Origin of the sequence: Sorangium sp. So ce363, from assembly GCF_051520435.1 — a bacterium.
Lineage (GTDB): Bacteria > Myxococcota_A > Polyangia > Polyangiales > Polyangiaceae > Sorangium > Sorangium cellulosum_B.
The window spans coordinates 10,586,719-10,609,306 of the sequence record NZ_CP150333.1 but is presented as its reverse complement, the minus strand read 5'-3'; the positions used below and the strand labels follow the sequence as shown (position 1 = coordinate 10,609,306).

General features: G+C 70.9%; 16 protein-coding genes. 12 read left to right on the top strand and 4 right to left on the bottom strand.

Annotated elements, in window-relative coordinates; translation table 11 throughout:
• Window positions 1-119: 119 nt before the first annotated feature.
• The gene (locus tag WMF12_RS39910) at window positions 120-605 is read right to left on the bottom strand and encodes a nitrate reductase associated protein (RefSeq protein ID WP_437853660.1); all 486 of its coding nucleotides are present in this window, start codon (window positions 603-605) and stop codon (window positions 120-122) included.
• A 100-nt stretch (window positions 606-705) separates the two neighbouring features.
• On the opposite strand from WMF12_RS39910, the gene WMF12_RS39905 reads away from it, so the two are divergent.
• Window positions 706-1,407, top strand: coding sequence for a hypothetical protein (locus WMF12_RS39905; protein WP_437741979.1), 702 nt, complete (start codon window positions 706-708; stop codon window positions 1,405-1,407).
• Window positions 1,408-2,748: 1,341 nt separating this feature from the next.
• Window positions 2,749-4,026 (top strand): carbohydrate porin, encoded by a 1,278-nt coding sequence (locus WMF12_RS39900; protein WP_437853658.1) that lies wholly within the window; start codon window positions 2,749-2,751, stop codon window positions 4,024-4,026.
• Between the two features lie 96 nt (window positions 4,027-4,122).
• On the opposite strand, the gene WMF12_RS39895 is transcribed toward WMF12_RS39900, so the two are convergent.
• Together WMF12_RS39895 and glpK are read right to left on the bottom strand one after the other, a co-directional pair.
• The gene (locus WMF12_RS39895) at window positions 4,123-4,908 is read right to left on the bottom strand and encodes a UPF0158 family protein (protein ID WP_437853656.1); all 786 of its coding nucleotides are present in this window, start codon (window positions 4,906-4,908) and stop codon (window positions 4,123-4,125) included.
• A gap of 276 nt (window positions 4,909-5,184) precedes the next feature.
• On the bottom strand, window positions 5,185-6,729 hold the full coding sequence (gene glpK / locus WMF12_RS39890; RefSeq protein WP_437853654.1) for a glycerol kinase GlpK: 1,545 nt from the start codon (window positions 6,727-6,729) through the stop codon (window positions 5,185-5,187).
• A 236-nt stretch (window positions 6,730-6,965) separates the two neighbouring features.
• On the opposite strand from glpK, the gene WMF12_RS39885 reads away from it, so the two are divergent.
• The 10 genes from WMF12_RS39885 (at window position 6,966) to WMF12_RS39840 (ending at window position 21,546) form a co-directional block, all read left to right on the top strand.
• On the top strand, window positions 6,966-8,849 hold the full coding sequence (locus WMF12_RS39885; RefSeq protein WP_437853652.1) for an adenylate/guanylate cyclase domain-containing protein: 1,884 nt from the start codon (window positions 6,966-6,968) through the stop codon (window positions 8,847-8,849).
• Window positions 8,850-8,971: 122 nt separating this feature from the next.
• Entirely contained in the window at window positions 8,972-9,925 is a 954-nt protein-coding gene (locus tag WMF12_RS39880) for an acetyl-CoA carboxylase carboxyltransferase subunit alpha (protein WP_437325460.1), read from the top strand.
• Window positions 9,926-9,980: 55 nt separating this feature from the next.
• A complete protein-coding gene (locus WMF12_RS39875) occupies window positions 9,981-10,382 on the top strand; it encodes a hypothetical protein (protein ID WP_437853650.1) in 402 nt (133 codons plus the stop codon).
• Complete coding sequence (locus tag WMF12_RS39870) at window positions 10,379-11,398, top strand: Gfo/Idh/MocA family protein (protein WP_437853648.1); 1,020 nt, start codon at window positions 10,379-10,381, stop codon at window positions 11,396-11,398. The genes WMF12_RS39875 and WMF12_RS39870 overlap by 4 nt, the downstream gene beginning before the upstream one ends.
• Before the next feature lie 208 nt (window positions 11,399-11,606).
• Complete coding sequence (locus WMF12_RS39865) at window positions 11,607-11,945, top strand: gamma-butyrobetaine hydroxylase-like domain-containing protein (protein WP_044966844.1); 339 nt, start codon at window positions 11,607-11,609, stop codon at window positions 11,943-11,945.
• Window positions 11,942-12,709 carry a ribosome biogenesis GTP-binding protein YihA/YsxC gene (yihA, locus tag WMF12_RS39860; protein WP_437853645.1) on the top strand — a complete coding sequence of 256 codons (768 nt, stop codon included), beginning with the start codon at window positions 11,942-11,944 and terminating at the stop codon, window positions 12,707-12,709. The genes WMF12_RS39865 and yihA overlap by 4 nt, the downstream gene beginning before the upstream one ends.
• A 207-nt stretch (window positions 12,710-12,916) precedes the next feature.
• Window positions 12,917-15,508, top strand: coding sequence for an NADH-quinone oxidoreductase subunit L (locus tag WMF12_RS39855; RefSeq protein ID WP_437853643.1), 2,592 nt, complete (start codon window positions 12,917-12,919; stop codon window positions 15,506-15,508).
• Between the two features lie 7 nt (window positions 15,509-15,515).
• Window positions 15,516-17,771 carry a complex I subunit 4 family protein gene (locus WMF12_RS39850; protein WP_437853641.1) on the top strand — a complete coding sequence of 752 codons (2,256 nt, stop codon included), beginning with the start codon at window positions 15,516-15,518 and terminating at the stop codon, window positions 17,769-17,771.
• 3 nt (window positions 17,772-17,774) lie between these two features.
• A complete protein-coding gene (locus WMF12_RS39845) occupies window positions 17,775-19,295 on the top strand; it encodes an NADH-quinone oxidoreductase subunit N (protein WP_437853639.1) in 1,521 nt (506 codons plus the stop codon).
• A gap of 97 nt (window positions 19,296-19,392) precedes the next feature.
• Window positions 19,393-21,546, top strand: a complete 2,154-nt coding sequence (locus WMF12_RS39840) for a beta-galactosidase (RefSeq protein ID WP_437853637.1) — start codon at window positions 19,393-19,395, stop codon at window positions 21,544-21,546.
• An 84-nt stretch (window positions 21,547-21,630) separates the two neighbouring features.
• Here WMF12_RS39840 and WMF12_RS39835 read toward each other — a convergent pair whose 3' ends face one another.
• Complete coding sequence (locus tag WMF12_RS39835) at window positions 21,631-22,410, bottom strand: TM2 domain-containing protein (protein WP_437853635.1); 780 nt, start codon at window positions 22,408-22,410, stop codon at window positions 21,631-21,633.
• Between the last annotated feature and the right edge of the window lie 178 nt (window positions 22,411-22,588).

Here is a 22,588-nt window from a genome sequence, read left to right as displayed (position 1 = left end):
CTGACGCTCCGCCGCCGGACGTCAGCGCGAGAGGACCACGAGCTCGCCCCGCGCGAGCCGCGCGGACAGCGCGCTCACCCGCGCCTTCGTCGCGCCCGGGATCCTCGCCGCGGCCTGGCTCACGGCGAGCGGGCAGCGCCGGCGTCCCGGAACAGCCCGAGCTCGCCGAGCAGCGCGCGCAGCTTCTCGGGCCCGCGCTTCGGATCGGCAAGCTTGACGATGGCGTAGCGCTCCTCCTCGGTCAGCTCCGCCAGGCGGCCGAGCGCGCCCTCGTCGAGCGCGCCGTCCGGGCCGAGCCGTTCGTGCAGCCGCGCGCTGACGCTGTCCCGATCCCAGGCCGCGCGGCGCACCGGCGCGCCCGCGAGGGGGGCGAGGGCGACCCCGGCGCGCTCCGCAAAGCCGCGGAGCACCTCGGCGTAGACGGCGACGTCCTCGTCCGTGTCGACCGGCAGGTGACACAGGGCGAGCCGCTCCGCGCGCGACAGCGCCTGCCACCCTGCGAGAGAGATCTTGATCTCGGCGAGGTCCAGCTTCCGCCGCACCGAGAGCGGCACACAGTCGAGCAAGGTGTGGACCTCGCCCTCGAGCGCGAACTGCCTGTACATGGTGGCTCCATTCTATACCCGCTGCCCGCGCCCCGGGCGCTCCGCGAGCGCGGCGCTGCCCGGAATGGGATGCGCGGCGCGGTTGCGCTAGCCTGCCGATGTGCGCCGCTCCGGGCTCCTCACGACGCTGCTCGCGTTGCTCACGCTCGCGTCGCTGACGCCGAGCGCCCACGGCCAGGTCGCGCCGTCGGCCGCGGCGCCGGTGCCGCTCGACCGCGTCGTCGTGCGCTGGCATGCGCCGGAGACGGGCGGCGTGCGCCGGCCTCAGTTCATCTTCGAGCGGGAGCTCGCCTTCGAGGCCCGCCTCGAGGCGCTCGCCGATCCTGACGCGGAGCCCGGGCTGTACCGAGACAGGCATGTGCGCGCCGCGCTCGACAGGCACATCGCGGAGACGCTGCTCGCCAGTCTGCCGATCTCGCCGGCGCCGACCTCGGCGGAGGTGGCGCAGCGGGCCGAGGCCGCCCGGATCGCGCTGGAGCAGCGCGCTCGCGGCCGCGCGCGCCTCCTCGCCGCGGCGGCCGCCGAGGGGATGAGCTCGGACGAGCTCGACGCGCTGCTGCGCCGCCAGGCGCGCGCGAGCTTGTACCTGGATCGCATGGTCGCGCCGATGCTCGAGCCCACCGATTTCGAGCTCAAGATCGTCCTGCGCTCCGGCGCCACGCCGTTCAAGGATCAACGCTACGAGGAGGTCGCCCCGGCGCTGAAGCGCTGGTATGTCGGGCAGCGGCTCGCCCAGGCGCTCGACGCGTACTACCAGAACGCGCGGGCCCGGGTCTCCTTGAGCATCACGCCCGCTCGCTGAGCCGCGCCGAGCGACCGGCCAGCTGCTCGCCACGTCGAGCTGCACGCCCGGGCGGCAGGAGAGCAGAAGTCCATCTCGCGGGTCGATTCCACCTCTCGATAGCGAAGGACAGCACCAGACATCGTGAAGAGGGCTCACGAGCCGTTGCTCATGCAGAGGATGGAGGCCTCTCTTTCAACAACTCAGGCGTTCGGTGCGGCGAGCCGGTGGCATCGCGGCGCGCGCCGCTACCGCGCCCGGAGGCCCGCCAGGCACCAGCCGGCCTCGCCGAAGCAGATGGGATGTTTCGGGGCGACAGCGCAACGCCCTTCCTGGACAAGAACATGTCCACCCACGCTGCACTGCAATCGAGACTGACCCGCTCTGGATCTGCGTCGGTCGTTGCGCCGTTACGACGCGATGCGTTATCCTGTCGACCAAGGGCGATCTGCCTGCGCGGCCTGTGCTCCGCGGCATGGTCCTGCGCGCGCGCACAGGATCCGCTCGCTGGCGCGGCGCGTTCGGTGCGCCGGCGAGCGTCAATGACGCTCAGCGGGGCCGACGGCTCGCCCTGGGTTCAACCCAGGAGAGAGACGAGCACCGCGGCGACGCCCCGGCCGGGTGTCGACATGAAAAGCCAGGTTCGTGGTCCCGAAACATGCGGCACACCGTCGTGCGCAGCGGCGTCATCACGCTGCGAAAGCTGCGAAAGCGCAGCTGGCCGGGGCTCGCCAATGCAGCCTTCCTGTCCGTGTCACGTGCGCGGCGCGCACCCGGTAACGCACCAGGGGGCACCCGTGAATTCTTCTGGCAACACTTCAGGCAGCGCGAGAGCCAGCGCGAGCCTGTTTTTGGTGCGATGCGTCATTCTAGGCCCCCGTTCCTGGCCCGAGGAAGAGAGCGGGTGCTGCTTAACCAAGTGATTTCGATTACTTAATAATAACGCGCCGCAGAAGATGACAAACTGCCGAAGGGTGTTCGGAGACCTTTGACATGAACAGAACGTTCCTGTTAACTGTGCCCCCCGCGGGCCCCGCATGTGTGGCAGCGGGTGGCTCTTTCCCACAGAGTCAACTTAGATTCTCTTGACAGGCCACTACCTCTGCCGCGCTTGGCCATCTGGCCGAATCACCTCCCATCACCCCAAGCACACTCCCAGAGAATGGATAGGAGCGTCGTTCGATGACATCACTTATGAGAGACAGGTCGTCGGTCCCCAGCAAGCGAATCGCGGGTCGGCGCGCCGCTGTCCGAGCCCTCGGGCTGCTTTCCGTCTCCGCCCTTTGCCTCACGGCGGCGCCGCGGTCGGCTCACGCGGTGGGGAGCGAGAATTTTGAGTGGCACTGGTACTCACGCCTCGGCATGGCGTGGTCCCCGGTCTACGGGCAGAACGTCCAGGGCGCGTCCCTGAACCTGCTCGGGTTCGGCATCGGCGGCCGCTACGAAGAGGGCGATTACTCCGAGCCGTCGTTCGTCGCGCACGTGGTGAAGGGCGCGACGCCGGATGACTTCTACGTCAAGTCCGAGATGACGTTCGCCATCTGGAACCAGTACGGCGGGCCGTTCATGCAGCCGTCCTCGAACGGTGGCCAGTCGATCACGGTGCAGTTCAACCAGGCGTACATCGAGGCCGGCAACTTCCTCGTCCCGGGCCTCAGCGTCTGGGGCGGCGCGAAGTTCTTCCGCGAGCAGTACGCGCCGATCGGCGACTACTTCTACCTCGACGACCTCAGCGGCCAGGGCGGCGGCATCAAGTACGGCGGCCTGCAGCTCGCGATCCTCGGGTACCGGGGCTTTGGAGCCACCACCCCCCCCTACAACATCGACGTGAACGGGGCGGACGTGCCGGGCGGGAACCTCGAGCGCTTCCGCACCATCTTCGCCGGCAACTACAAGGCGGAGTTCGGCGGCGAGGCCAAGCACCACGTCAAGGTCCACGGCGAGTTCCATGTCCTGCCGGCCGCGAAGCTGGGCGAGGGGTACGCGGTGCCCGAGAACGCGCCGGCGGACTTCGGCGGCGTCATCGGCGCGAAGCTGCACCTCGGCCTCGGCCAGGGCAACTTCAGCGACACGGCGGTGCGCTTCGGCACCGGCATCGCCAACGGCGCCGCCGGCGGCGCGAAGACGTACCAGACCTGGGGCTCCCCGAACTCGGACAACACCTACGCGGGCTCCTTCGCCATCGAGGCGGTCGAGCACCTCGGCTTCCGGCTCGGCGACGCCGCCGCCCTGGAAGGCCTCGCCACCTTCCACTACACGAAGGCGGCGTACGAGGCCGAGGGCGCCGCGCCCCCCACGGCCCTCGAGAAGCAGATGGACTTCTCGGTCCAGGCGAACGCCACGATCTTCGCGCACAAGAACTTCCACCCCGTCGTCGAGGCCTCGTTCCAGGGCCGTAAGGACGGCGACGGCGACCTGGGCACCGCGGTCAAGGTCTCGGTCGTCCCGACCCTCGTGCCGACCGGCGAGCTCAGCGCCGGCGCGCGGCCGCACTTCAAGCTCATCTACTCGCTCGCCATCTACAACGATGCCGCGAGGGATGGGGCGATGTCCGGCTACCTGCAGCGGGTTGGCGCCGGTCCGGGCGTCGGCTCGAAGGTCGGCCAGTACATCGGTGCCCGCACCGACTGGTACTTCTAGACCGCTCGGCGCTCGAAGCCGCCGCTCCCTTCCGTTCCCTCACCCACCCTCAGGCCAGCGCCCCGGCGCCGCGATCGCGGCGCCGGCAGCGCGCCGTCACGCCGTGTCGCTGCGCGACTCGCTCGCGATCTCCTGCGAAGCAGGCCCGGCGTCGTCGTCCACCGGCCCCTGGGCCTCGTGGTAGTGGTGCGCGAACGAGCGCGCCGCGCGGCGCGCCTTCAGGAACTCCGCGAACGCCGTCAGCGTGTCGAGATCCCGCGGACCGAGCGCCTCGGCGATGTCGCGGAGATTCTTGCGCAGGCTCTCCACGCTCTTGCCGCGGCGGGGCTCTCGCGTCTCCTCGCGCTCGCGCGCCGGCGGCTCCACCGCAGGGACCGACGGGACGACCGGCTCCGGACGAGACGGCACCTCCGGCACCCAGAGCGGGCGAGGGACCGGGTTCAGCGCGTGGGCGCTCAGCCACGCCTCCATGAAGATCCGCAGCCGCTCGCTCCGGAACGCGAACCAGCGCTCCCGCTCCGGACCGTAGGACATCAACACATCCTTGAAGCGACGGAACGCGCCCTTGCCATCGATCGCCTGGCTGAGCTTCGCCTGGAGATCCATGTCTTCCACCATCGGGATGTAGCGCTCCATCCACCGGTACTGCTCGCGCGAGCTCACGGGATCGATCCGGAGATAGTTCGCGTCTGCCGCGATGCGCGCGTGCATCTGCGGATCCGCCACGCCGTCGACCACCCGCAGCACGTCGCCCGTGCCGAGGTGCAGGTACGAGTGCACCTCTGGGGCGTTGTTCTCGAAGGCGTCCTCCAGCGCCTCCCAGTCGATCGGGATGTCGCGAACGGCCGTCCCGCCGGCTGAAGCATTCTCGGTAGTCGGCATGTCCTCCTCGTCTCCATCGAAAGCAGCGAGGCGGCGGTGGGCTGGCCGCGCGCCTCGGTTCAAGTGCACCAAGTTTGAACGGAAATGCGCCGTCGTCATAGCACTCTACGCTGGTTGGGGGCTTCTGGGCCTAACTCTCGCAACCTAGGGTTGATTCCTTGATCCGGAAGCCCGTTCGGCCGCCGAGCCGCGGCGCGATGACGGCTCGGGAGAGAGCTTCGGAAGACCTGGTTCAAGCGGAAAACAGCGTGGAAATTCAGGGGAATCGGCGAGTGCTCAGCTGCGCTTCGAGCGCGTGCGGGCGACGGCGTCGGCCCAGCGGTGGAGGTGGGCGGATCGAGCCGCCTCGCTCATCTCGACCTGGAAGCTCTGCCCCACACGGGACATGCGGGCCGCGTCCTCCTTCGTGAGGAAGAGGCCGGCGCCGACCCCGGCGAGCATTGCCGCGCCTCGCGCCGTCGTCTCCAGGTCGGTGGGGCGCTCGATAGCGACGTTCGCCACGTCCGCCTGGAACTGCATGAGCAGGTCGTTCGCGGCGGCGCCGCCGTCCACGCGCATCCGGCGCAGCGGGTGGCCCAGGTCGTCGGCCATGGCCCGCACGAGATCCGTCACGGAGAGCGCGATTCCCTCGAGCGTCGCGCGGGCGAGGTGCGCCGCGGTCGTGCCGCGCGTCACCCCGGAGATGATCCCGCGAGCGTCCGGATCCCAGTAGGGCGCGCCGAGGCCCGAGAGCGCCGGGACGAACGTGACGCCCTCGCTCGAGGGCACGCTGCGGGCGAGCGCCTCGATCTCCGCCGCGCTCTTGATGAGGCCCAGGCCGTCGCGGAGCCACTGCACCGCCGCACCGGCGATAAAGGCGCTTCCCTCGAGCGCAAAGACCACCTCGGAGCCGATCTTCCACCCGACGGAGGTGAGCAGGCCGAAGCGGCTCCTGAGCGGGCGATCGCCGATGTTGGCCAGCACGAACGCGCCGGTGCCATAGGTGCACTTCGCGTCGCCCGTCGCGAAGCAGGCCTGGCCGAAGAGGGCCGCCTGCTGGTCGCCCGCGATGCCGGCGATCGGGATACCGTCGGGCAGGTGCGGGAAGCCGCGAGTCGCCGCGATGCGGCCCGCCGAGCCCACGATCTGCGGCAAGAGCGAGCGCGGGATCTGGAGCATCGCGAGCATCGCGTCGTCCCAGCGCAGCGACGCGAGGCCCATGAGCAGGGTGCGCGACGCGTTGGTGACGTCGGTCGCGTGCACCGGCGAGCCGCCGGCCGCGTCGCCCGAGAGCCTCCAGACGAGGAAGCTGTCGATGGTGCCGAAGCAGAGTTCGCCGCGCTCGGCGCGCGCGCGCGCGCCGGGCACGTTGTCCAGGAGCCACGCGAGCTTCGTGCCGCTGAAGTACGGATCGAGCACGAGGCCGGTGGTCTCCTCGACCGCCTGCTCGTGGCCCGCGGCGCGGAGCTCGGCGCAGCGCGCCGCCGTGCGGCGGTCCTGCCACACGATCGCGCGGTGGATCGGGCGCCCGGTCGCGCGCTCCCAGACGAGCGTCGTCTCGCGCTGGTTCGTGATGCCGATGGCCTTGATCGCGCTGCCGGCCACGCCCGCCGCCCTGAGCGTCTCGCCCACGGCATCCTGAACGCTCTGCCAGATCTCCTCCGGGTCGTGCTCGACGAGGCCCGGCTCCGGGAAGTGCTGGCGAAATTCGCGCGTCGCGCGGCCCAGCGTCGCCCCCGACGTGTCCATGAGGAGAGACGTCGTTCCGGTGGTGCCCTGATCGATCGCGAGGAGGTACGCGGAATCCATGCGGCCGACTAACGCGGCGGCATGTGGGCGCATAGCCGTTCCAGGCGACGCCTCCCTGAGATGCAGGGCCCGGTAAGCTAATCATCCGGTCAGGTATCCATGCGACAGCCGACGACAGCCGCCCCGGGCGGTCGAGCTCGGCGCAGGTGTTTCCAGCGGGGCCGAGGCGCATTTTGCGCGGCCCGGCACGGTCGCCTCCCGCGGCCGGCGCTGGACTTCGGCCGGAAAGATTGTCGGTCCGTGCCCGGCTGGGTAATCTGCCAGAACCGATGGCCCGCCTCATCCTGCAGACCGCCGAGGGCCAGCAGGCGATCGATCTGCGACCCGTGAACTCGCTGGGGCGCCACCCGAACAACTCCATCCAGTTGCTCGACAAGATCGTCTCCAAGGAGCACTGCATCATCGAGCAGCGGGGCGATCACTTCGTCCTGCGCGATCTGGGGAGCCTGAACGGCACGTTCATCAACAGCGAGCGTGTCCGGGGCGAAGCGCCGCTGAAGCACGGGGACGAGATCGCCCTGGGGTCCACGCGTGGCCGCTTCGACGATCCGGCCGCCCCGGTCGCGCCGCCCCTCGTCCCGGGCTGGCCGCCCGTGGTCAACCACCAAGGCGCGGCGCCGGCGCAGCCGCCGGGCCACGGGTATCCGCCGCAGCAGCCGCAGTACCAGCGCCAGCCGGCGCAGCCGCCGCTCCCGGGCACGCCGGTGGCGCCGCCGGTGACGCGGCAGCCCTACGTGCCGCCGCCGCCGCTGGGCGCCGGGCCGGGCGGGACCGCGCCGCTGCCGGGGCGCTCGGGGGCGCACGGAGGCTCGTTCGTCGCGCAGGGCACCCGCATCGACGTGAACGATCAGGCCCGGCAGATCGGGACGCAGATCGCCGCGGTCGACAAGGGGTTCCTGGCGTTCGATCGGATCGCCAACGACATGAACCAGCTGCGCGCCGACTACGAGCGGCTGCGCCTGTCGCACGAGCTGTCCCGCGAGATCGCCGCCGAGCGCGACACGACGAAGCTGCTCGAGAAGATCCTCACGAGCGTGTTCAAGTTCATCCGCGCCGACCGCGGGGTGATCTTCCTGCGCAACGAGAACGGCGAGCTCACCCCGCAGGCCATGCAGCGGCGCGACGGGACGACGGCCCCGATCAGCGTGTCGTCGACGATCCTGAACCACGTCGTCCACGAGCGGGCCGCGGTGCTGACCCACGACGCGGCGATGGACTTCGCGGCGTCGAAGGGCAAGAGCATGATCTTGAACCGGATCAGCTCGGCGATCGTCGCCCCGCTGCAGCACAACAGCGAGGTGCTCGGCGTGCTCTGGCTCGACTCGGAGACGCTCGCGCAGTTCCAGCCCAAGGACCTCGAGCTGGTGACGGCCATCGCCTACCAGGCGGCGATGTTCATCGAGATCAACATCCTCGGGAAGAAGATCGAGAACGAGATCGTCACGCGCGAGCAGCTGCGCCGGCTGCTCTCGCCGAACATCGCCGAGCGCGTGCTGAGCGGCCAGCTCGCCGTGAAGCAGGGCGGCCAGCACGTCGAGGAGTGCACCGTCTTCAACAGCGACATCCGCGGCTTCACGCGCATGGCCGAGAGCAAGCGGCCCGAGGAGCTCGTCGAGATGCTGAACCTGTACTTCGAGCGGATGGTCGACACCATCTTCCAGTTCGAAGGCACGCTCGACAAGTTCATGGGCGACGGGATCATGGCGCTCTGGGGCGCGCCGGTCGCCCACCGGGACGATGCGGTCCGCAGCGTGGAGTGCGCCCTGAAGATGGGCGAGGTGCTCGGCGAGTTCAACCGCGAGCGGCTCGAGAAGGGCGAGCTTCCGCTCGCGGTCGGCATCGGGATCCACACCGGCCCGCTCGTCGCCGGGTACATCGGGAGCTCGAAGGCGCTCAGCTACACCGTGATCGGCGACGTGGCGAACACGTCGGCGCGGCTCTGCTCCATCGCGCTGGCCGGACAGATCGTCATCAGCGAGAGCACGTACGCGCAGCTCGGTGGAAGGTTCGAGACCGAGGAGCTCCAGCCCGCCAAGGTGAAGGGCAAGGACAAGCCGGTCACGATCTACAACGTCATCCGGAGCCGGCCGATGTCGCAGGTCCCGGCGAACGCCTTCATTCACGCCGAGCCGACCAACGCCCTCCCCGAATGACCGAGGTGACGCGGCGCCTCGGCCGATCGGCCGGGGCGTGCGCGCGCGTCATCCCGTGGACGATGCAGCGCGGCAGCACAGCGCCGTAGCCGTCCGCCCGCTGCAGCGTTAGGGTCCGGGCCGTGGCTGCTTCGATCCTACCCTTTGAGAAACCTGTCGCAGAGCTCATCGAGAAGGTGCGGGAGCTGCGCGCGCTCGCCGCGGCGGACCCGCGGTTCGAGCCGGAGCTCGCCCAGCTCGAGGACAACACGGGCCGGCTGGCGCGCGAGATCTTCGCGGGCCTCACGCCGATGCAGAAGGTGCTGCTCTCGCGGCACGCGAACCGGCCGTACACGCTCGATTACATCAAGCGGCTGTTCACCGACTGGGTCGAGCTGAAGGGCGATCGGCGCTTCGCCGACGACTGCTCCATCGTCGGCGGGCTCGCGACGTACCACGGGCGGAGCGTGGTGGTGGTGGGCCACCAGAAGGGGCGCGGCGCCAAGGAGAACGTGAAGCGCAACTTCGGGATGCCGCACCCGGAGGGCTACCGGAAGGCCATCCGGCTCTACGAGATGGCCGACAGGTTCGGGCTGCCGATCCTGACGTTCATCGACACGATGGGCGCCTACCCGGGCATCGGCGCCGAGGAGCGCGGCCAGAGCGAGGCGATCGGCGCCGCGCTCGCCGCGATGGCGCGGGTCGGGGTGCCGATCGTGGCGACCGTCATCGGCGAGGGGGGCTCGGGCGGCGCGCTGGCGCTCGGCGTCGCCAACCGGGTGCTGGTGCTCGAGTTCAGCTGCTACTCGGTCATCTCGCCGGAAGGCTGCGCGGCCATCCTCTGGAAGGACGGCTCCCGCGCCGATGAGGCCGCGGCCCGGCTCAAGATCACCGCGCCGGATCTGCTGCAGCTCGGCGTCGTGGACACGATCGTCGAGGAGCCGACCGGCGGCGCGCACCAGGATCACGACGACGCCGCGGTGCGGCTCGACAAGGCGCTCTGGGCGACGCTCACGTCGATGGACGGGCTCGGGCCGGAGGAGCTCGTCGACGATCGGTACCGCAGGTTCCGCGGGCTCGGGTCGTTCGTGGGTTAGGCGGCGCGCCGCCCCGGCTGGCTCTCCTCGAGCGCCGGGGCTATACGGCTCGCGGATGGACTACGGCAAGGCGGTGCGGATGCTGCTGCTCGTGGGCACCAGCGCCGCCGCCGGCGGCGCGGTCCTCTGGACGCAATCGAGGTTCAACGCCTCGGACCGCAGGGCGGCGCTCGGCATCGTGCAGCAGTACCGCCCCGAGGGCGGCCGGAGTGTGCCGGAGGCGATCGGCGCGCGGCACCCGGGAAAGGCGCCCGCCTGGAGCGCCACCACCGAGTCGGCCTGCTTCCAGCACGTCCGCGTGCGCGCGACGATCGAGGGCGAGGCGCGCGCGCGGTACGACTTCGTCGTCGACATCAACGGGCCCTCGATCCACCCGGGCAACGCCGAGGGCGAGGCGATCCTCGGCGAGCTCACGCTCCGGCCGGCCGAGTCCGCCGCGGCGCCGGGGGCGCCGTGAGCGCCGCGAACATCCGGGTCGCGCTGGTGGGCTGCGGGCGGTGGGGGGAGAAGCTCCTCCGCGCGCTGTCGGAGAACGCGCGGGCGCGCGTGGTCGCCGTGGCGGACGTCGACCGCGGCCGCCTCTCGCAGGCGCGCGCGCTCGCCCCGCGCGCGCGGCTCGTGCGCACGATCGACGAGGCGCTGGCCGCGCGCGTGGACGCCGTGATCGTCGCGACCCCCGCGGCGAGCCACGCCGAGCTCGCGCTGCGGGCCCTCGAGGCCGGCGCCGACGTCTTCGTGGAGAAGCCGCTGGCCCTCTCCGCCGCGCAGGCCGATCGCTGCGCTTCCCGCGCTGCGGCGCTCGGCCGGATCGGCATGGTCGGCCACCTGCTCCGCTACCACCCCTCCGTGGTGCACCTCGTCGCGCTCGCGCGCGAGCGGCGCCTCGGCGATCTCGTGAGCTTCAGCGCGGCGCGCCTGTCGATGAGCGCCGGCGCCGCCGGCGCCGGCGGCGGGGCCCGGTCGGCGCTCTGGACGCTCGGGCCGCACGATCTCTCGTTGCTCTCGGCGCTCGACTCGAGCCCGCTCGCCGAGGCGCGAGCCCACCTCGCGCCGTGCGGCGAGCTCGTCACGCTCGAGGCGCGCCTCGAGAGCGGCCTCGCGGCGCGGATCGAGCTCTGCTCGTCGAGCCCGACGAAGGAGCGGCGGCTCCGGCTCGTCGGCAGCGTGGGCGTCGCGGTCTTCGACGACGTGCGCGCGCCCGACCGCATCGTGTTCCTGGACGCGCGCGGCGCCGCGGCGGGCGCGCCGTCCAGCGAGCGCGCCGCGCACCTCGAGCTCGCGCCGGCCGGGCGCGAGCTCGAGGTGCCGTGGCGCGAGCCGCTCTCCGTGGAGATCGAGCACTTCCTCCGCTGCGTCGAGGACCGCGCGCCGCCGCTGACGCCGCTCGACGAGGGCGCCGCGGTCGTGCGGATCCTCGAGCGCGTCGAGGCGACGCTCGCCCCCGTCGATGCGCGGGTGGTCGCCGCAGGGTGACGTACGCAGCCGCGGTCCGCTCCCGCTCCGGCTAGCCCGAGGCGCCCCGGAGGGCGCGGAGAGCGCCGGGCGATCGAGCCCTGACGGAGCCCTGGAAACCTCGGAGACACCGCGGGATCCGAGAAAAGCGGAGCGGCGCCCGGTGGACGCGCCGCGGCGCTTTGCAGCGCCGGATCGGCGTGGTACTGCCGTCGCCTGGAAGGGCACGATGCCGCAGGATCCGAAGCTGACTCCCACTCAGGTCAAGGCGCCGCACGGCGCGCGGGTGATGGAGATCCACTGGGCCGATGGCCACCGCAGCGTCCTTCCGCACGAGATCCTGCGCGGGTACTGCCCGTGCGCGAACTGCCAGGGGCACGGCGGCACGATCAACTTCGTGCCCGGCGGCGACCTGAACGTCCGCGAGATCGAGCAGGTCGGCAACTACGCGCTCCAGTTCACGTGGGGCGATCGGCACGACTCGGGCATCTACACCTTCCGGTACCTGCGCTCGCTCTGCCAGTGCGACGAGTGCAAGCCACAGTTCCAGCCGCCCCGCTCGAAGTGACCACATCCCGCCGCGCCCCCAAGCCTCAAGCTGCTCCGACGGCACGCGCCGAGCGGCAGCTCGATCCGTTCCAGATCGTCGACTCGTCCTTCGTCGCCGGCGCGGGCTCGCTCGCGTCGCTCCCTCCGCCCGTCAGCGCGGAGGTGGCGTTCGCCGGGCGCTCGAACGTCGGCAAGTCGAGCCTCATCAACACGCTCGTCGAGCGCAAAGGGCTCGTCCGGACGAGCTCGAACCCCGGCTCGACGCGGCAGATCAACCTCTACGAGGCGCGGGCCCGCGACGGCGCGGTGTTCCAGCTCGTGGATCTGCCGGGCTACGGCTTCACCCGGCGCTCGAAGTCCGAGCAAGCGGCGTGGGCGTCGCTGATCGAGGGGTACCTGCGCGGGCGCGTCACGCTCGCCGCGGTGCTGCTCCTGGTCGATGCGCGGCGGGGCCTCGAGGAGGACGATCTCGAGCTCATCCGCTTCATCGAGGCGTCCCGCGACGTCGCGCGACGGCCGGTGGAGCTGCTGCTCGTCGCGACGAAGGTCGACAAGGTGCAGCGCTCGTCGGTCCGGCGCGCGCTGGACCAGCTGTCCGCGGCGGCCCCGCGCATGGCGGGCGGCGCTCTCCGCCGCGCGATCGGCTTCTCGTCGATCACCGGCGAGGGCAGGCGGGATCTCTGGCTCGCGATCCGGCGCGTGACGCAGCTCGGCGGCGCGGCGCCGTCATCGAGCGGCGGCACCGCGCGCGAGGACGATGCCGAGCGGACGACCGACGGCTGACCTCGCAGAGGTGCGAGATACGCGCAGAAACAGCGCGTCTCGCCGTGGAACAGGGCCGATGGAAGTATTGACCCGCCCTGTGACCCTCCATTAACGTGCGGCTCCTCCGGTTCCGCGGGGGAGTCACCAGAGCCGACTGACACGTCGCGGGGTCGTTGCAGAGCAAGACGCGCGTGCCGGCCCATGTTCTCACCGGCTGCCCCAACGATGCCCGACTACTCCGGCCAGGTCACGCACGTCCACACGGCGCTGACGCCACTCTGGTGGATTCCGCTCCTGCCGATGCTCGGCGCGGTGATCAACGCGCTGTTCGGCCGCGCGTTGCAGCGGAGCGCGTTCGGTCGCGACGTGTCGAGGCGGCTCCACATCGGGAGCTTCGGCGTCACGCTCGTCGCCGTGGGCGCCATGCTGGGCGCCTTCGCTCTCGGGCTCGCGAGCTTCGTCCAGCTCGTCGGGCTCGCTCCGGGGGAACGCGCGCTCTACAGCTTCGCCTGGCAGATGGTCCGCATCGGATCGCTCGACGCGAACTTCGCGTTCGTGATGGATCCGCTGAGCTGCCTCATGACGCTGATCATCACCGGCGTCGGCACGCTCATCCATGTTTACGCCGCCTCGTACATGGAGGCAGAGCCGGCGTACTGGCGATTCTTTACCTACCTGAACCTCTTCGTCTTCTCGATGTTGCTCCTCGTCCTCGGGGACAACTTCATCGTGATGTTCTTCGGCTGGGAGGGCGTCGGCCTCTGCAGCTATCTGCTCATCGGGTTCTGGTACAGCGACTACAAGAAGGCCTCCGCCGGCATGAAGGCCTTCGTCGTGAACCGGATCGGCGACTGGGGCTTCGTGTGCGGCCTGGCGCTCCTCTTCTGGGGCCTCGGCGCCAGGTGGCTCGACGACGGCCGGTTCCTCTCCGATTACCGCGCGCGCTTCATCGCGGTGGCCGCGGAGGCGCGCGGCGATCACGGCGCCTCCGCCAGGGCGCAGGACGGCGCCGGGGGCAAGGCGGGCGAGCGCAGGGCGCAGCCGCTCGCCGGGGCGAAGGGATACCTCACCTTCACCGGTCATCCCGGCGCGCGCGTGTACCTCGGTATCGCCGACGCCGCTCAGCTCGCCTCGAGCCCGCGGCCGTTCGGCGTGTCCCCCTTCATCCGCAAGGAGATCGACGCCGGGGCGCACTCCGTGGTGATCGTGCCCGGCGACGGCGCCGTGATCGGGGGCGACGGCGTCGAGATCGCCGCGATCGAGCGGATGCGCGTCGAGCCGGGCAAGGAGATCGTGGTGGCGACCGTGGGCTCGACGGTCACGTTCCGCGAGATCCACGATCAGCTCGTCATCAAGGACGCGAGCGGCAAGGCGTTCCTCAAGGATGCCCTCGAGTCGAAGACGGTGTGGGGCGGCGTCGCGCTGATCACGCTGGCTTGCCTCTTCCTCTTCGTCGGCGCCGCCGGCAAGAGCGCCCAGATCCCGCTCCACGTCTGGCTGCCGGACGCGATGGCCGGCCCGACCCCCGTCTCCGCGCTGATCCACGCCGCCACCATGGTCACGGCCGGCGTTTACATGGTCGCGCGCCTCAGCTTTCTGTTCTCGCTGAGCCCGGTCGCGGGCGGCGTCATCGCGCTGATCGGGGCCTCGACGGCGCTCCTCGCGGCGACGATCGGCTTCTTCCAGTACGACATCAAGAAGGTGCTCGCCTACAGCACGGTGAGCCAGCTCGGCTTCATGTTCATCGGGGTCGGCGTCGGGGCGTACTGGGCCGCCGTGTTCCACTTGATGACGCACGCCTTCTTCAAGGCGTGCCTGTTTCTCGGCTCCGGATCGGTGATCCACGGGATGCACGCGGTGGAGCACGACGAGGCCGCGGCCCAGGACATGCGCAACATGGGCGGCCTCCGCCGCGTCATGCCGCTCACGGCGCGGACGTACCAGGCGGCGTGCCTCGCCATCACCGCCGCGCCCATCCCGTTCTTCGCAGGCTTCTGGTCCAAGGACGAGATCCTCTGGAAGGCGTTCGGCACCGAGAACACCGGCCCGATCCCGGGGCTGCTCCTCTACGGGATGGGCCTCGCGGCGGCGCTCGGCACGTCGTTCTACATGTGGCGGAGCTACTTCCTGACGTTCGAGGGACCCCACGCCCGCAAGGAGATCGAGACCCAGGTCCACGAGTCGCCGCCGGCGATCACCTGGGTGCTCGCGGCGCTGGCGGTCCTGTCGGCGTGCGCGGGCGCGGTGTTCGGCTTCTCCAGCCACTTCGTCGGCGGCCACGGCGAGCCGCTGCTGGAGGCGTGGCTCCATCCGGTGTTCGCTCACGCGGAGATCTCGTTCCGGCGCCACGGGCTGGGGCTCGAGCTCGCGCTCATGGCGCTCTCCGTCGGCGGCGCGGTCGTCGCCTTCTCGCTCGCGCGCGCCCGCTACGGCGCGCGTCGCTCCGCGCGCTGGGCCGAGGAAGAGCGGCGGCTCCCGGGCTTCCAGCTCCTCTCGAACAAGTACTACGTCGACGAGATCTACGACGCGACGGTGGTGCGCGCCGCCCTCTCGCTGCGCCTCTTCTTCGCCGAGATGGACCGCTGGATCGTCGACGGCATCGTCAACGGGGTCGCGGTCCTGGCCCGGGCCGCCGCCTGGGTCACGGGCGCCATCGATCGGTACCTCGTCGACGGCGTCGTGAACCTCGTCGCCGAGGGCACGCTGAGCGCCGGGGCGAAGCTCCGCTCTCTGCAGACCGGGCGCATCCAGAGCTACGTCTATTTCCTCCTGGGCGGCGTCGCCTTGTTCAGCATCGTTCATTACTTCCTGCGGTGAACGGCCGATGTCGAACCTCTCCCTCGTCAGCATGCGCCGTGGATTCGCCCTCGCGAGATCGGCCAGGTCCACCTCGATGAAGCTCCTGATCCCCCTCCTGGTCGCGCTCTCCGTCGTGCTCGGGGCCGCGCCGCCGGCGCTGGCGCAGGCGCTCGATGCGCCGAGGGCGCCCGGGCCGCGCGGCCAGATCGCGCTGCGCGCGGAGCCGCCCGGCGCGCCGGTCGAGCTCGCCGCGAGCGGGCCGGATCACGTCGGCTCGTTCACGATCGAGAACCAGGGCGACGGCCCCTTGAAGGTGACGCGGGTGATCGTGCGGACGTCCCCCGAGGACCCGCGCGTCCCGCCGGGCGTCAGCGTGGAGCTCGAGGGCGGCGGCACCGCGGCGATCCTCCCGCCGGGCGCGAGCCGGAAGGTCGTGGTCCGGTGGAAGACCGCGGGCGTGCGCGCGCGGGAGCTCTACGGGCACGTCGTCGTCGAGTCCGACGCGGTGGCGGCCGGCGCGGCCGCGCCGGGGCGGACCGTCGCGATGGGCATCCACGCGGAGCGCGGGAGCAGCCTTGGCTTCGTCGGCGACCACATCCTCTCGATCCTGACGTTCCTGCCGCTGCTCGGCGTGGTCGCGGTCTTCCTCGCGCACCTCTTGCGTTACCAGGACGACAGGAAGCTCCGGCTGATGACCGTCGTGCTGATGGGCGTGAACCTCGTGCTCGCGGCGTGGCTCTACGCGCAGTTCGATCGGGGCTTCACCAGGGCCGACGGGAACGACGGCTACCAGTTCATCGAGCACGGCGTGTGGATCCGCTCGCTGAACGTCGAGTACTTCGTCGGCGTCGACGGCGTGTCGATCTCGATGGTCCTGCTCACGGCGCTGATCTCGTTCGTGGGCGCCCTCGCGAGCTACAGCGTCCACGACCAGCTCAAGGGCTACTTCGCGATGTACAACCTCCTCGTCACGGGGATGTTCGGCGTCTTCATCGCGCTCGACCTGTTCCTCTTCTTCGTCTTCTGGGAGGTGATGCTCCTGCCGATGTACTTCCTCATCGGCATCTGGGGCGGACCGCGGCGCGAGTACGCGGCGATCAAGTTCTTCCTCTACACGCTGGCCGGCAGCGTCTTCATGCTGCTCGCGTTCATCTGGTTCTACCTGAACGCCGGCCATACCTACCTGGTCGACGGCCAGGCCACCGAGCGCATCTTCTCGATCCCGGAGCTCTCGCGGGTCGCCTGGGCGGCGCAGGGGCTTACGATCCTCGGCGTCGCCGCGGTGAAGGTGGTCTGGATCTGGCTCTTCGTCGGGTTCGCCATCAAGATCCCGATGTTCCCGTTCCACACCTGGCTGCCGGACGCCCACGTGGAGGCGCCGACCGCGATCAGCGTGATCCTCGCGGGGGTGCTCCTCAAGATGGGCACCTACGGCATCCTCCGCATCAACTTCACCCTGCTGCCCGAGGCGACGCAGTGGGCCGCGCCGGCCATGGCGGTGTTCGGGGTGGTCAACATCCTCTATGGCGCCTTCTGCGCCATGGCGCAGAGCGACCTGAAGAAGCTCGTGGCCTACTCCTCCGTCAGCCACATGGGCTTCACGCTGCTGGCGCTCGGCGCGATGACGCCGCAGGGCATCCAGGCCTGCCTCGTCCAGATGTTCAACCACGGCCTGATCACCGGGATGCTCTTCACCCTGGTCGGCGTGGTCTACGACCGCGTGCACACGCGCGACATCGACAGGTTCGGCGGCCTCGCCTCGGAGATGCCGCTCTACACCGCGCTCGTCGGCTTCGCGTTCATGGCGTCGCTCGGCCTGCCCGGCCTGTCCGGCTTCTGGGGGGAGGCGATGACGTTCATCGGCGCCTTCCCGCGCTACCGCGCCCTCACGATCCTCGCCGCCGTCGGCGTCATCATCACCGCGGCCTACCACCTCTGGGCCCTCCAGCGGATGTTCCTCGGCACGTTCCGCGCGTCGTGGCGGCAGAGCAAGTACCTCGAGCCGTTCGGCGGGAAGTTCCCGGAGATCAGCGGGCGAGAGCTCGCGTCGATCGCGCCGCTCGCGGCGCTGGTCCTCGTCCTCGGCTTCTGGCCGCGCCCGCTGCTCAGCCTCATCGATCGCGGGGCCCTCGACGTGCACCGCCTCGTCGACAGGCCGGGGCAGTCCCAGATCGCCGGCGCGCCAAGCGCAGACAGCGTGGGCGGCGCCGCGTACGCCCGCGCGGGCGCCCCGGAGGAGGGCGCCTCGCCGGGCCAGGGCGCCCTCGCCAGCGCCAGGTAAGCCGTGGAACCCCGCACCCTCGACAACGTGGCGAGCCTCGCCTACTTCGCGCCGGAGCTCGTCCTCATCGCGGCGGCCCTGCTGCTCGTCGTGTGGGACCTCGCGTCCCCGGCGCGCCTCAAGCTCGCCGGCCTCGTGATCCTCAGCCTCGCGGCGCTCGCCTGCTCGGGCGGGCTGGGCGCGTACTTCCTGGCGACGGACGCCGCCCCTCGCGCGCTCTTCCACGGGCTGCTCGCGTTCGATCGCTTCTCGAACCTCTTCCGCGTGATCTTCGCGCTCGTGACCGGGGCGATCGTCCTCTTCTCGGTGCCCCCGCGGGCCCCCGGGATCGAGCCCGAGCTCCGCCGCGACTCGGGCGAGCTCTTCACGCTGATCCTCGTGCTCTCGCTGGGCATGAACCTGATGGCGGCGAGCCGCCACCTGCTGCTCATTTACCTGTCGCTCGAGCTCGTCAGCGTCATCAGCTTCGTGCTGGCGGGCTTCAAGATCAACGACGCGAAATCGAGCGAGGCGGCGCTGAAGTACGTCATCTTCGGCGGCGTCGCGTCGGGGATCATGCTCTACGGGATGAGCTGGATCTTCGGCATCACCGCGTCGATGCGGCTCGACGAGTGCGCGGCGCGGATCGCCGCGCTCACGGCGCAGCAGGGCAAGCTGCCGGAGGTCGTGTTCGTCGGCACGGCCTTCATGCTCGCGGGCTTCGGCTACAAGATCAGCGCCGCCCCGTTCCACATGTGGACGCCCGACGTGTACGAGGGCGCGCCGACCCCGGTGACCGCGTTCCTCTCGGTGGGGCCGAAGGCGGCCGGCTTCGCGGTGCTGATCCGCTTCTTCTCGGACGCGCTCGGCGCCGGGAGCGCGCCGCCCGGCGTCGCGACGCCGTGGCCGGTGCTCTTCGGGTGCCTCGCGATGGCGACCATGACCGTCGGCAACCTGTCGGCGCTCGAGCAGGAGAACGTGAAGCGCATGCTCGCCTACTCGAGCATCGCGCACGCGGGGTACATGCTGCTCGGCTTCTCGGTGTTCAGCGTCGCCGGCGTCGCCGCGATCGCCTTCTACATCGTCACCTACTGCTTCATGAACCTCGGCGCGTTCATGGTGGTGATGGCCGTGGCCGAGGAGAGCGGCGGAGACGAGACGTTCGCCGCCTTCCGGGGGCTCGGGCGCCGCGCCCCGCTCGTCGCCGCGGCGATGGCCGTGTTCCTCGTCTCGCTCACCGGCCTGCCCCCGATGGCGGGCTTCATCGGCAAATTCTACCTCTTCTCGGCGCTGCTCGCCGTCGGGGGCGCGTGGAGCTGGGTTATCGCGATCGTCGGCGTGCTGAACAGCGTGATCTCGCTCTTCTATTACGCGCGCCTGCTCCGCACGATGTATCTCGACAAGAGCGATCGCACCGAGCCCACACCGGTGCGGCCGTTGCTCGGCGCGACGACGTGCGCGCTCGCGGTTCCGACCGTGCTGCTCGGGGTCTACTGGGGGCCAGTTTACGACTTCGTGGCGCGCTCGGTGGCGATCCTGCGCTGAGCGCTGAGCCACCGAGCCGACGTCGCCCCATCCGGCGCGCGCCGGGCCGAACGCGGCGGTATCGATCTCCCCGCGATCCTTGCTAGTGTGCGCGCGCGTGGCCACGACCCAGGACGCGATCTCTCCAGAGGAACGTTTCGCGCGGGGGGTACGCCTTGTCCCGGGCGGCCTGGACATCGGCGGCAAGCTGGTCCCGCTGTACGCCGGCAGCGTGCACTACTGGCGGCTCGACCCGCAGCACTGGCGCGCCTGTCTCGAGGCCACGCGCTCGCTCGGCGTTCACCTGATCGACATCTATGTGCCGTGGGCCGTTCACGAGACCGGCCCGGGGCAGTTCGATTTCGGCCGGCTCGATCCGCGCCGCGACGTCGGCGCCTTTCTCGGCCTTGCGCACGAGCTCGGCTTTTACGTCATCGCCCGCCCGGGCCCGCACATCAACGCGGAGCTCACCTGCTTCGGCATCCCCGAGCGCGTCATCTGGGACCCGAGCTGCCAGGCCCGCTCGGCGCGGAACAACCCGGTCGTGCTCCCGATGTTGCCGTACGGGTTCCCGGTCCCGAGCTACGCGAGCAACGCATTCCACGACGAGGTCGCCCGCTATTTCAACGCGCTCGCCCCGGTCCTGAAGCCGCACCTCTACCCGGACGGGCCCATCGTGCTCTTGCAGATCGACAACGAGGGCGCGCTCTACTTCCGCGACGGGGCGTACGACCAGGATTACCACCCGGACGCGATCTCCCTGTACCGCGACTTCCTGCGCGAGAAGTACCGGACGATCGAGGCGCTCCAGCGCGCGTATGCGACGAGGAGGGTAGAGCCCGCGCCGGAGGGCGACGCGACCGAGGACGTCGGCGCGGCGCTCGTGCGCGCGATCGCCCGCGAGCGCGCGCAGGCCGAGGAGGGCGATCTGCGGTTCGCCACGATCACGCCGCCGGTCGCGTTCGACGCCGAGACGCCGGCCGATCTCGCGCGCCACCTCGACTGGAGCGAGTTCCACGAGCACCTCCTCGAGACCGCCATGGGGCGCTTCGCGAGGGCGCTCTCCGCGGCGGGCGTCGACGGCCTGCCCACGATGCACAATTTTCCGATGGGACAGGACGCGACGCCGCTCAACCCGGCGCGCATCTCGCGCGTCGTCGACCTCGTCGGCCTCGACTACTACAGCATCGCGAGCCCGAGCAGCCGGCAGATCCTCGCCCGCCGGACGAGCGAGCTCGCCGTGCGCTGCGAGGCGCTCTCGCTGCCGCCCTTCGCGTGCGAGATGGGCGCCGGCTTCCCGCCGTTCTTCCCGCCGCTCGAGGAGCGCGACAGCGTGTTCGTGATGATGGCCGCGCTCGCGTACGGGCTGCGCGGGTACAACATCTACATGGCGGTCGAGCGCGACCGATGGATCGGCGCGCCGATCGATCCGCGCGGCCGCCCTCGCCCCTTCGCCGCCTTCTGGCGGAAGCTCTCCGCGGCCCTCGAGGCGACGAGGTTCCACGAGCTCCGCCGCCCGGCGCCGGTGCGCATCGTCACGCCGCGCACGGAGCGCCGGCTCTCCCGCGTGATGCATGCCTTCGGCCCGCTCACCGGGGCGTTCTTCTCGATCATGAACTTCGGCGCCCGCGATCGCTGCCTCGAGGACGACCTCGGGCTCGGTTACCCCCTCGCGGTGGAGTCCGACACGTTCGTGCGTGCGTTCGAGGAGGCGCTCGACGCGCGCGGCGTCCCCTACGCCCACGTCGGCGGCGAGGATCGCGACATCTCGCTCGTCGGGGCGCGCTGGGTCATCTGCGCCACCTCGGGCGGCCTGAGCCCGGAGCTGTTCGCGTGGCTGGAGGCAACGTCCCGGCAGGGGACGCTGATCACGCTCGGCCCCCGCGAGCCCACCTTCGACGGCGCCTTCCGCCAGCTGCCGCGGCCCTACGATCTGAAGCGGCTCCTCGCCCCCGGACAGAACCTGCCGGCGCTCCTCCAGGACGACCCCGCCGCGGCCGACGCCGCGGTGTCTCGCGCCATCGACGCGCTCGGCCTGCCGGCCTTCGCGTGTGATCCCGACAGTGTCTTTGCGACACTGCACGAGGATGCGTCGGGCACGCCGCGGGTGCTCTTCTTGCTGAACCCCGGAGATGCGGACGTGGTGGCGCGCGTCACCGTGAGCGCCCAGCGCGCGCGCGATGTGCTGGACGACGCGCACTTCGAGGCGCGGCGCGGGGCGCTCGAGGTGCGGCTCGTGCCTCGCTCCGTGCGGATGCTCGCGCTGGAGTAGCCCCGTCGCCGCGCGCTGCGCGGCGACGGCCAGCGAGGCTCGGTATCTCCGCTCGCTCCCCTCCTGACCCGGTGTGCCCCTCGATCAGCGCTCGAACCGCAGCGAGTTGCCCTCTGCGTCGCGGAAGCGGCCCATGCCGATCATGAGGATGTCGATCAGCGACCAGATGCCGAGCCCGCCGCACGTCAAGAGCTTCGCTATGCCGAGCCCGGTCTGTCCCAGATAAAAGCGATCTGCGCCAAAGTAGCCGAGGAAATAGGAGAGCAAGAACAGCGTGGACTGGCTCTTGGTCGGGTGGCCGACGGGCGCGTCGCGCCTGAGCACGAGCCCCTGGGCGTCTCGCATCGATCCGGTGCCGATCAGGATCGTGTCGATGAGGCTCCAGAAGCCGAGGCCACCACACGTGAACAGCTTGAGGAGCCCGAGCCCCGTCTGGCCGAGGTAGAAGCGATCGACGCCGAAGGTCCCGAGAAACACGGCGAGCATGAAGGCTGTCGCCTGGTCCTTGTCGGAATAGGCCTGCGCCGGGGCGCCGTGAGGCGGTCCGCCGCCGTGAGCCGGCGGCGGGCCCCAGCCGCCTCCAGGCGGCGCGCCGTAGCCGCCGGGGGGCGCACCCCATCCTGCGCCAGGCGGCGGGTATCCTCCGCCCGGCGGTGGGTACCCGCCTGGCGGCGGGTATCCGCCCGACGAGGACGCGCCGCCACCGCCGCCCGGCGCCACGCCCTGGCCGCCGGGCGGGCTCGACCCCCAGCCGCCGCCGCCCGGCGCCACGCCCTGGCCGCCGGGCGGGCTCGACCCCCAGCCGCCGCCTGCGTTGCCCCAGCCTTCGCCTCCGGGCGGAACTCCGCCTCCGCTCGTGCTCATCCTCGTTCCCTCCAGCTGATGCGGCTGTGGAGGCGGGCCGTGCGCCCCGCGGTCGTCAGCCGAGCCTGACTGTATCCTGGAACCGCGGCGCCGCGCTTGCGCAACGCGGAAATCGCTGGTGGTTGCCGGAGGCCCACCCTACCTTGGCCCACGATGGGCCGCTGAGCGCGGCGCAGGA

Coding starts and splice junctions, on each gene's coding strand:
- WMF12_RS39875 (WP_437853650.1), top strand. CDS start 9,981: ATGGACTACGGCAAGGCGGTGCGGATGCTGCTGCTCGTGGGCACCAGC.
- WMF12_RS39895 (WP_437853656.1), bottom strand. CDS start 4,908: ATGCCGACTACCGAGAATGCTTCAGCCGGCGGGACGGCCGTTCGCGAC.
- glpK (WP_437853654.1), bottom strand. CDS start 6,729: ATGCGCCCACATGCCGCCGCGTTAGTCGGCCGCATGGATTCCGCGTAC.
- WMF12_RS39865 (WP_044966844.1), top strand. CDS start 11,607: ATGCCGCAGGATCCGAAGCTGACTCCCACTCAGGTCAAGGCGCCGCAC.
- WMF12_RS39835 (WP_437853635.1), bottom strand. CDS start 22,410: ATGAGCACGAGCGGAGGCGGAGTTCCGCCCGGAGGCGAAGGCTGGGGC.
- WMF12_RS39900 (WP_437853658.1), top strand. CDS start 2,749: ATGGCGTGGTCCCCGGTCTACGGGCAGAACGTCCAGGGCGCGTCCCTG.
- WMF12_RS39850 (WP_437853641.1), top strand. CDS start 15,516: ATGTCGAACCTCTCCCTCGTCAGCATGCGCCGTGGATTCGCCCTCGCG.
- WMF12_RS39910 (WP_437853660.1), bottom strand. CDS start 605: ATGTACAGGCAGTTCGCGCTCGAGGGCGAGGTCCACACCTTGCTCGAC.
- WMF12_RS39855 (WP_437853643.1), top strand. CDS start 12,917: ATGCCCGACTACTCCGGCCAGGTCACGCACGTCCACACGGCGCTGACG.
- WMF12_RS39885 (WP_437853652.1), top strand. CDS start 6,966: ATGGCCCGCCTCATCCTGCAGACCGCCGAGGGCCAGCAGGCGATCGAT.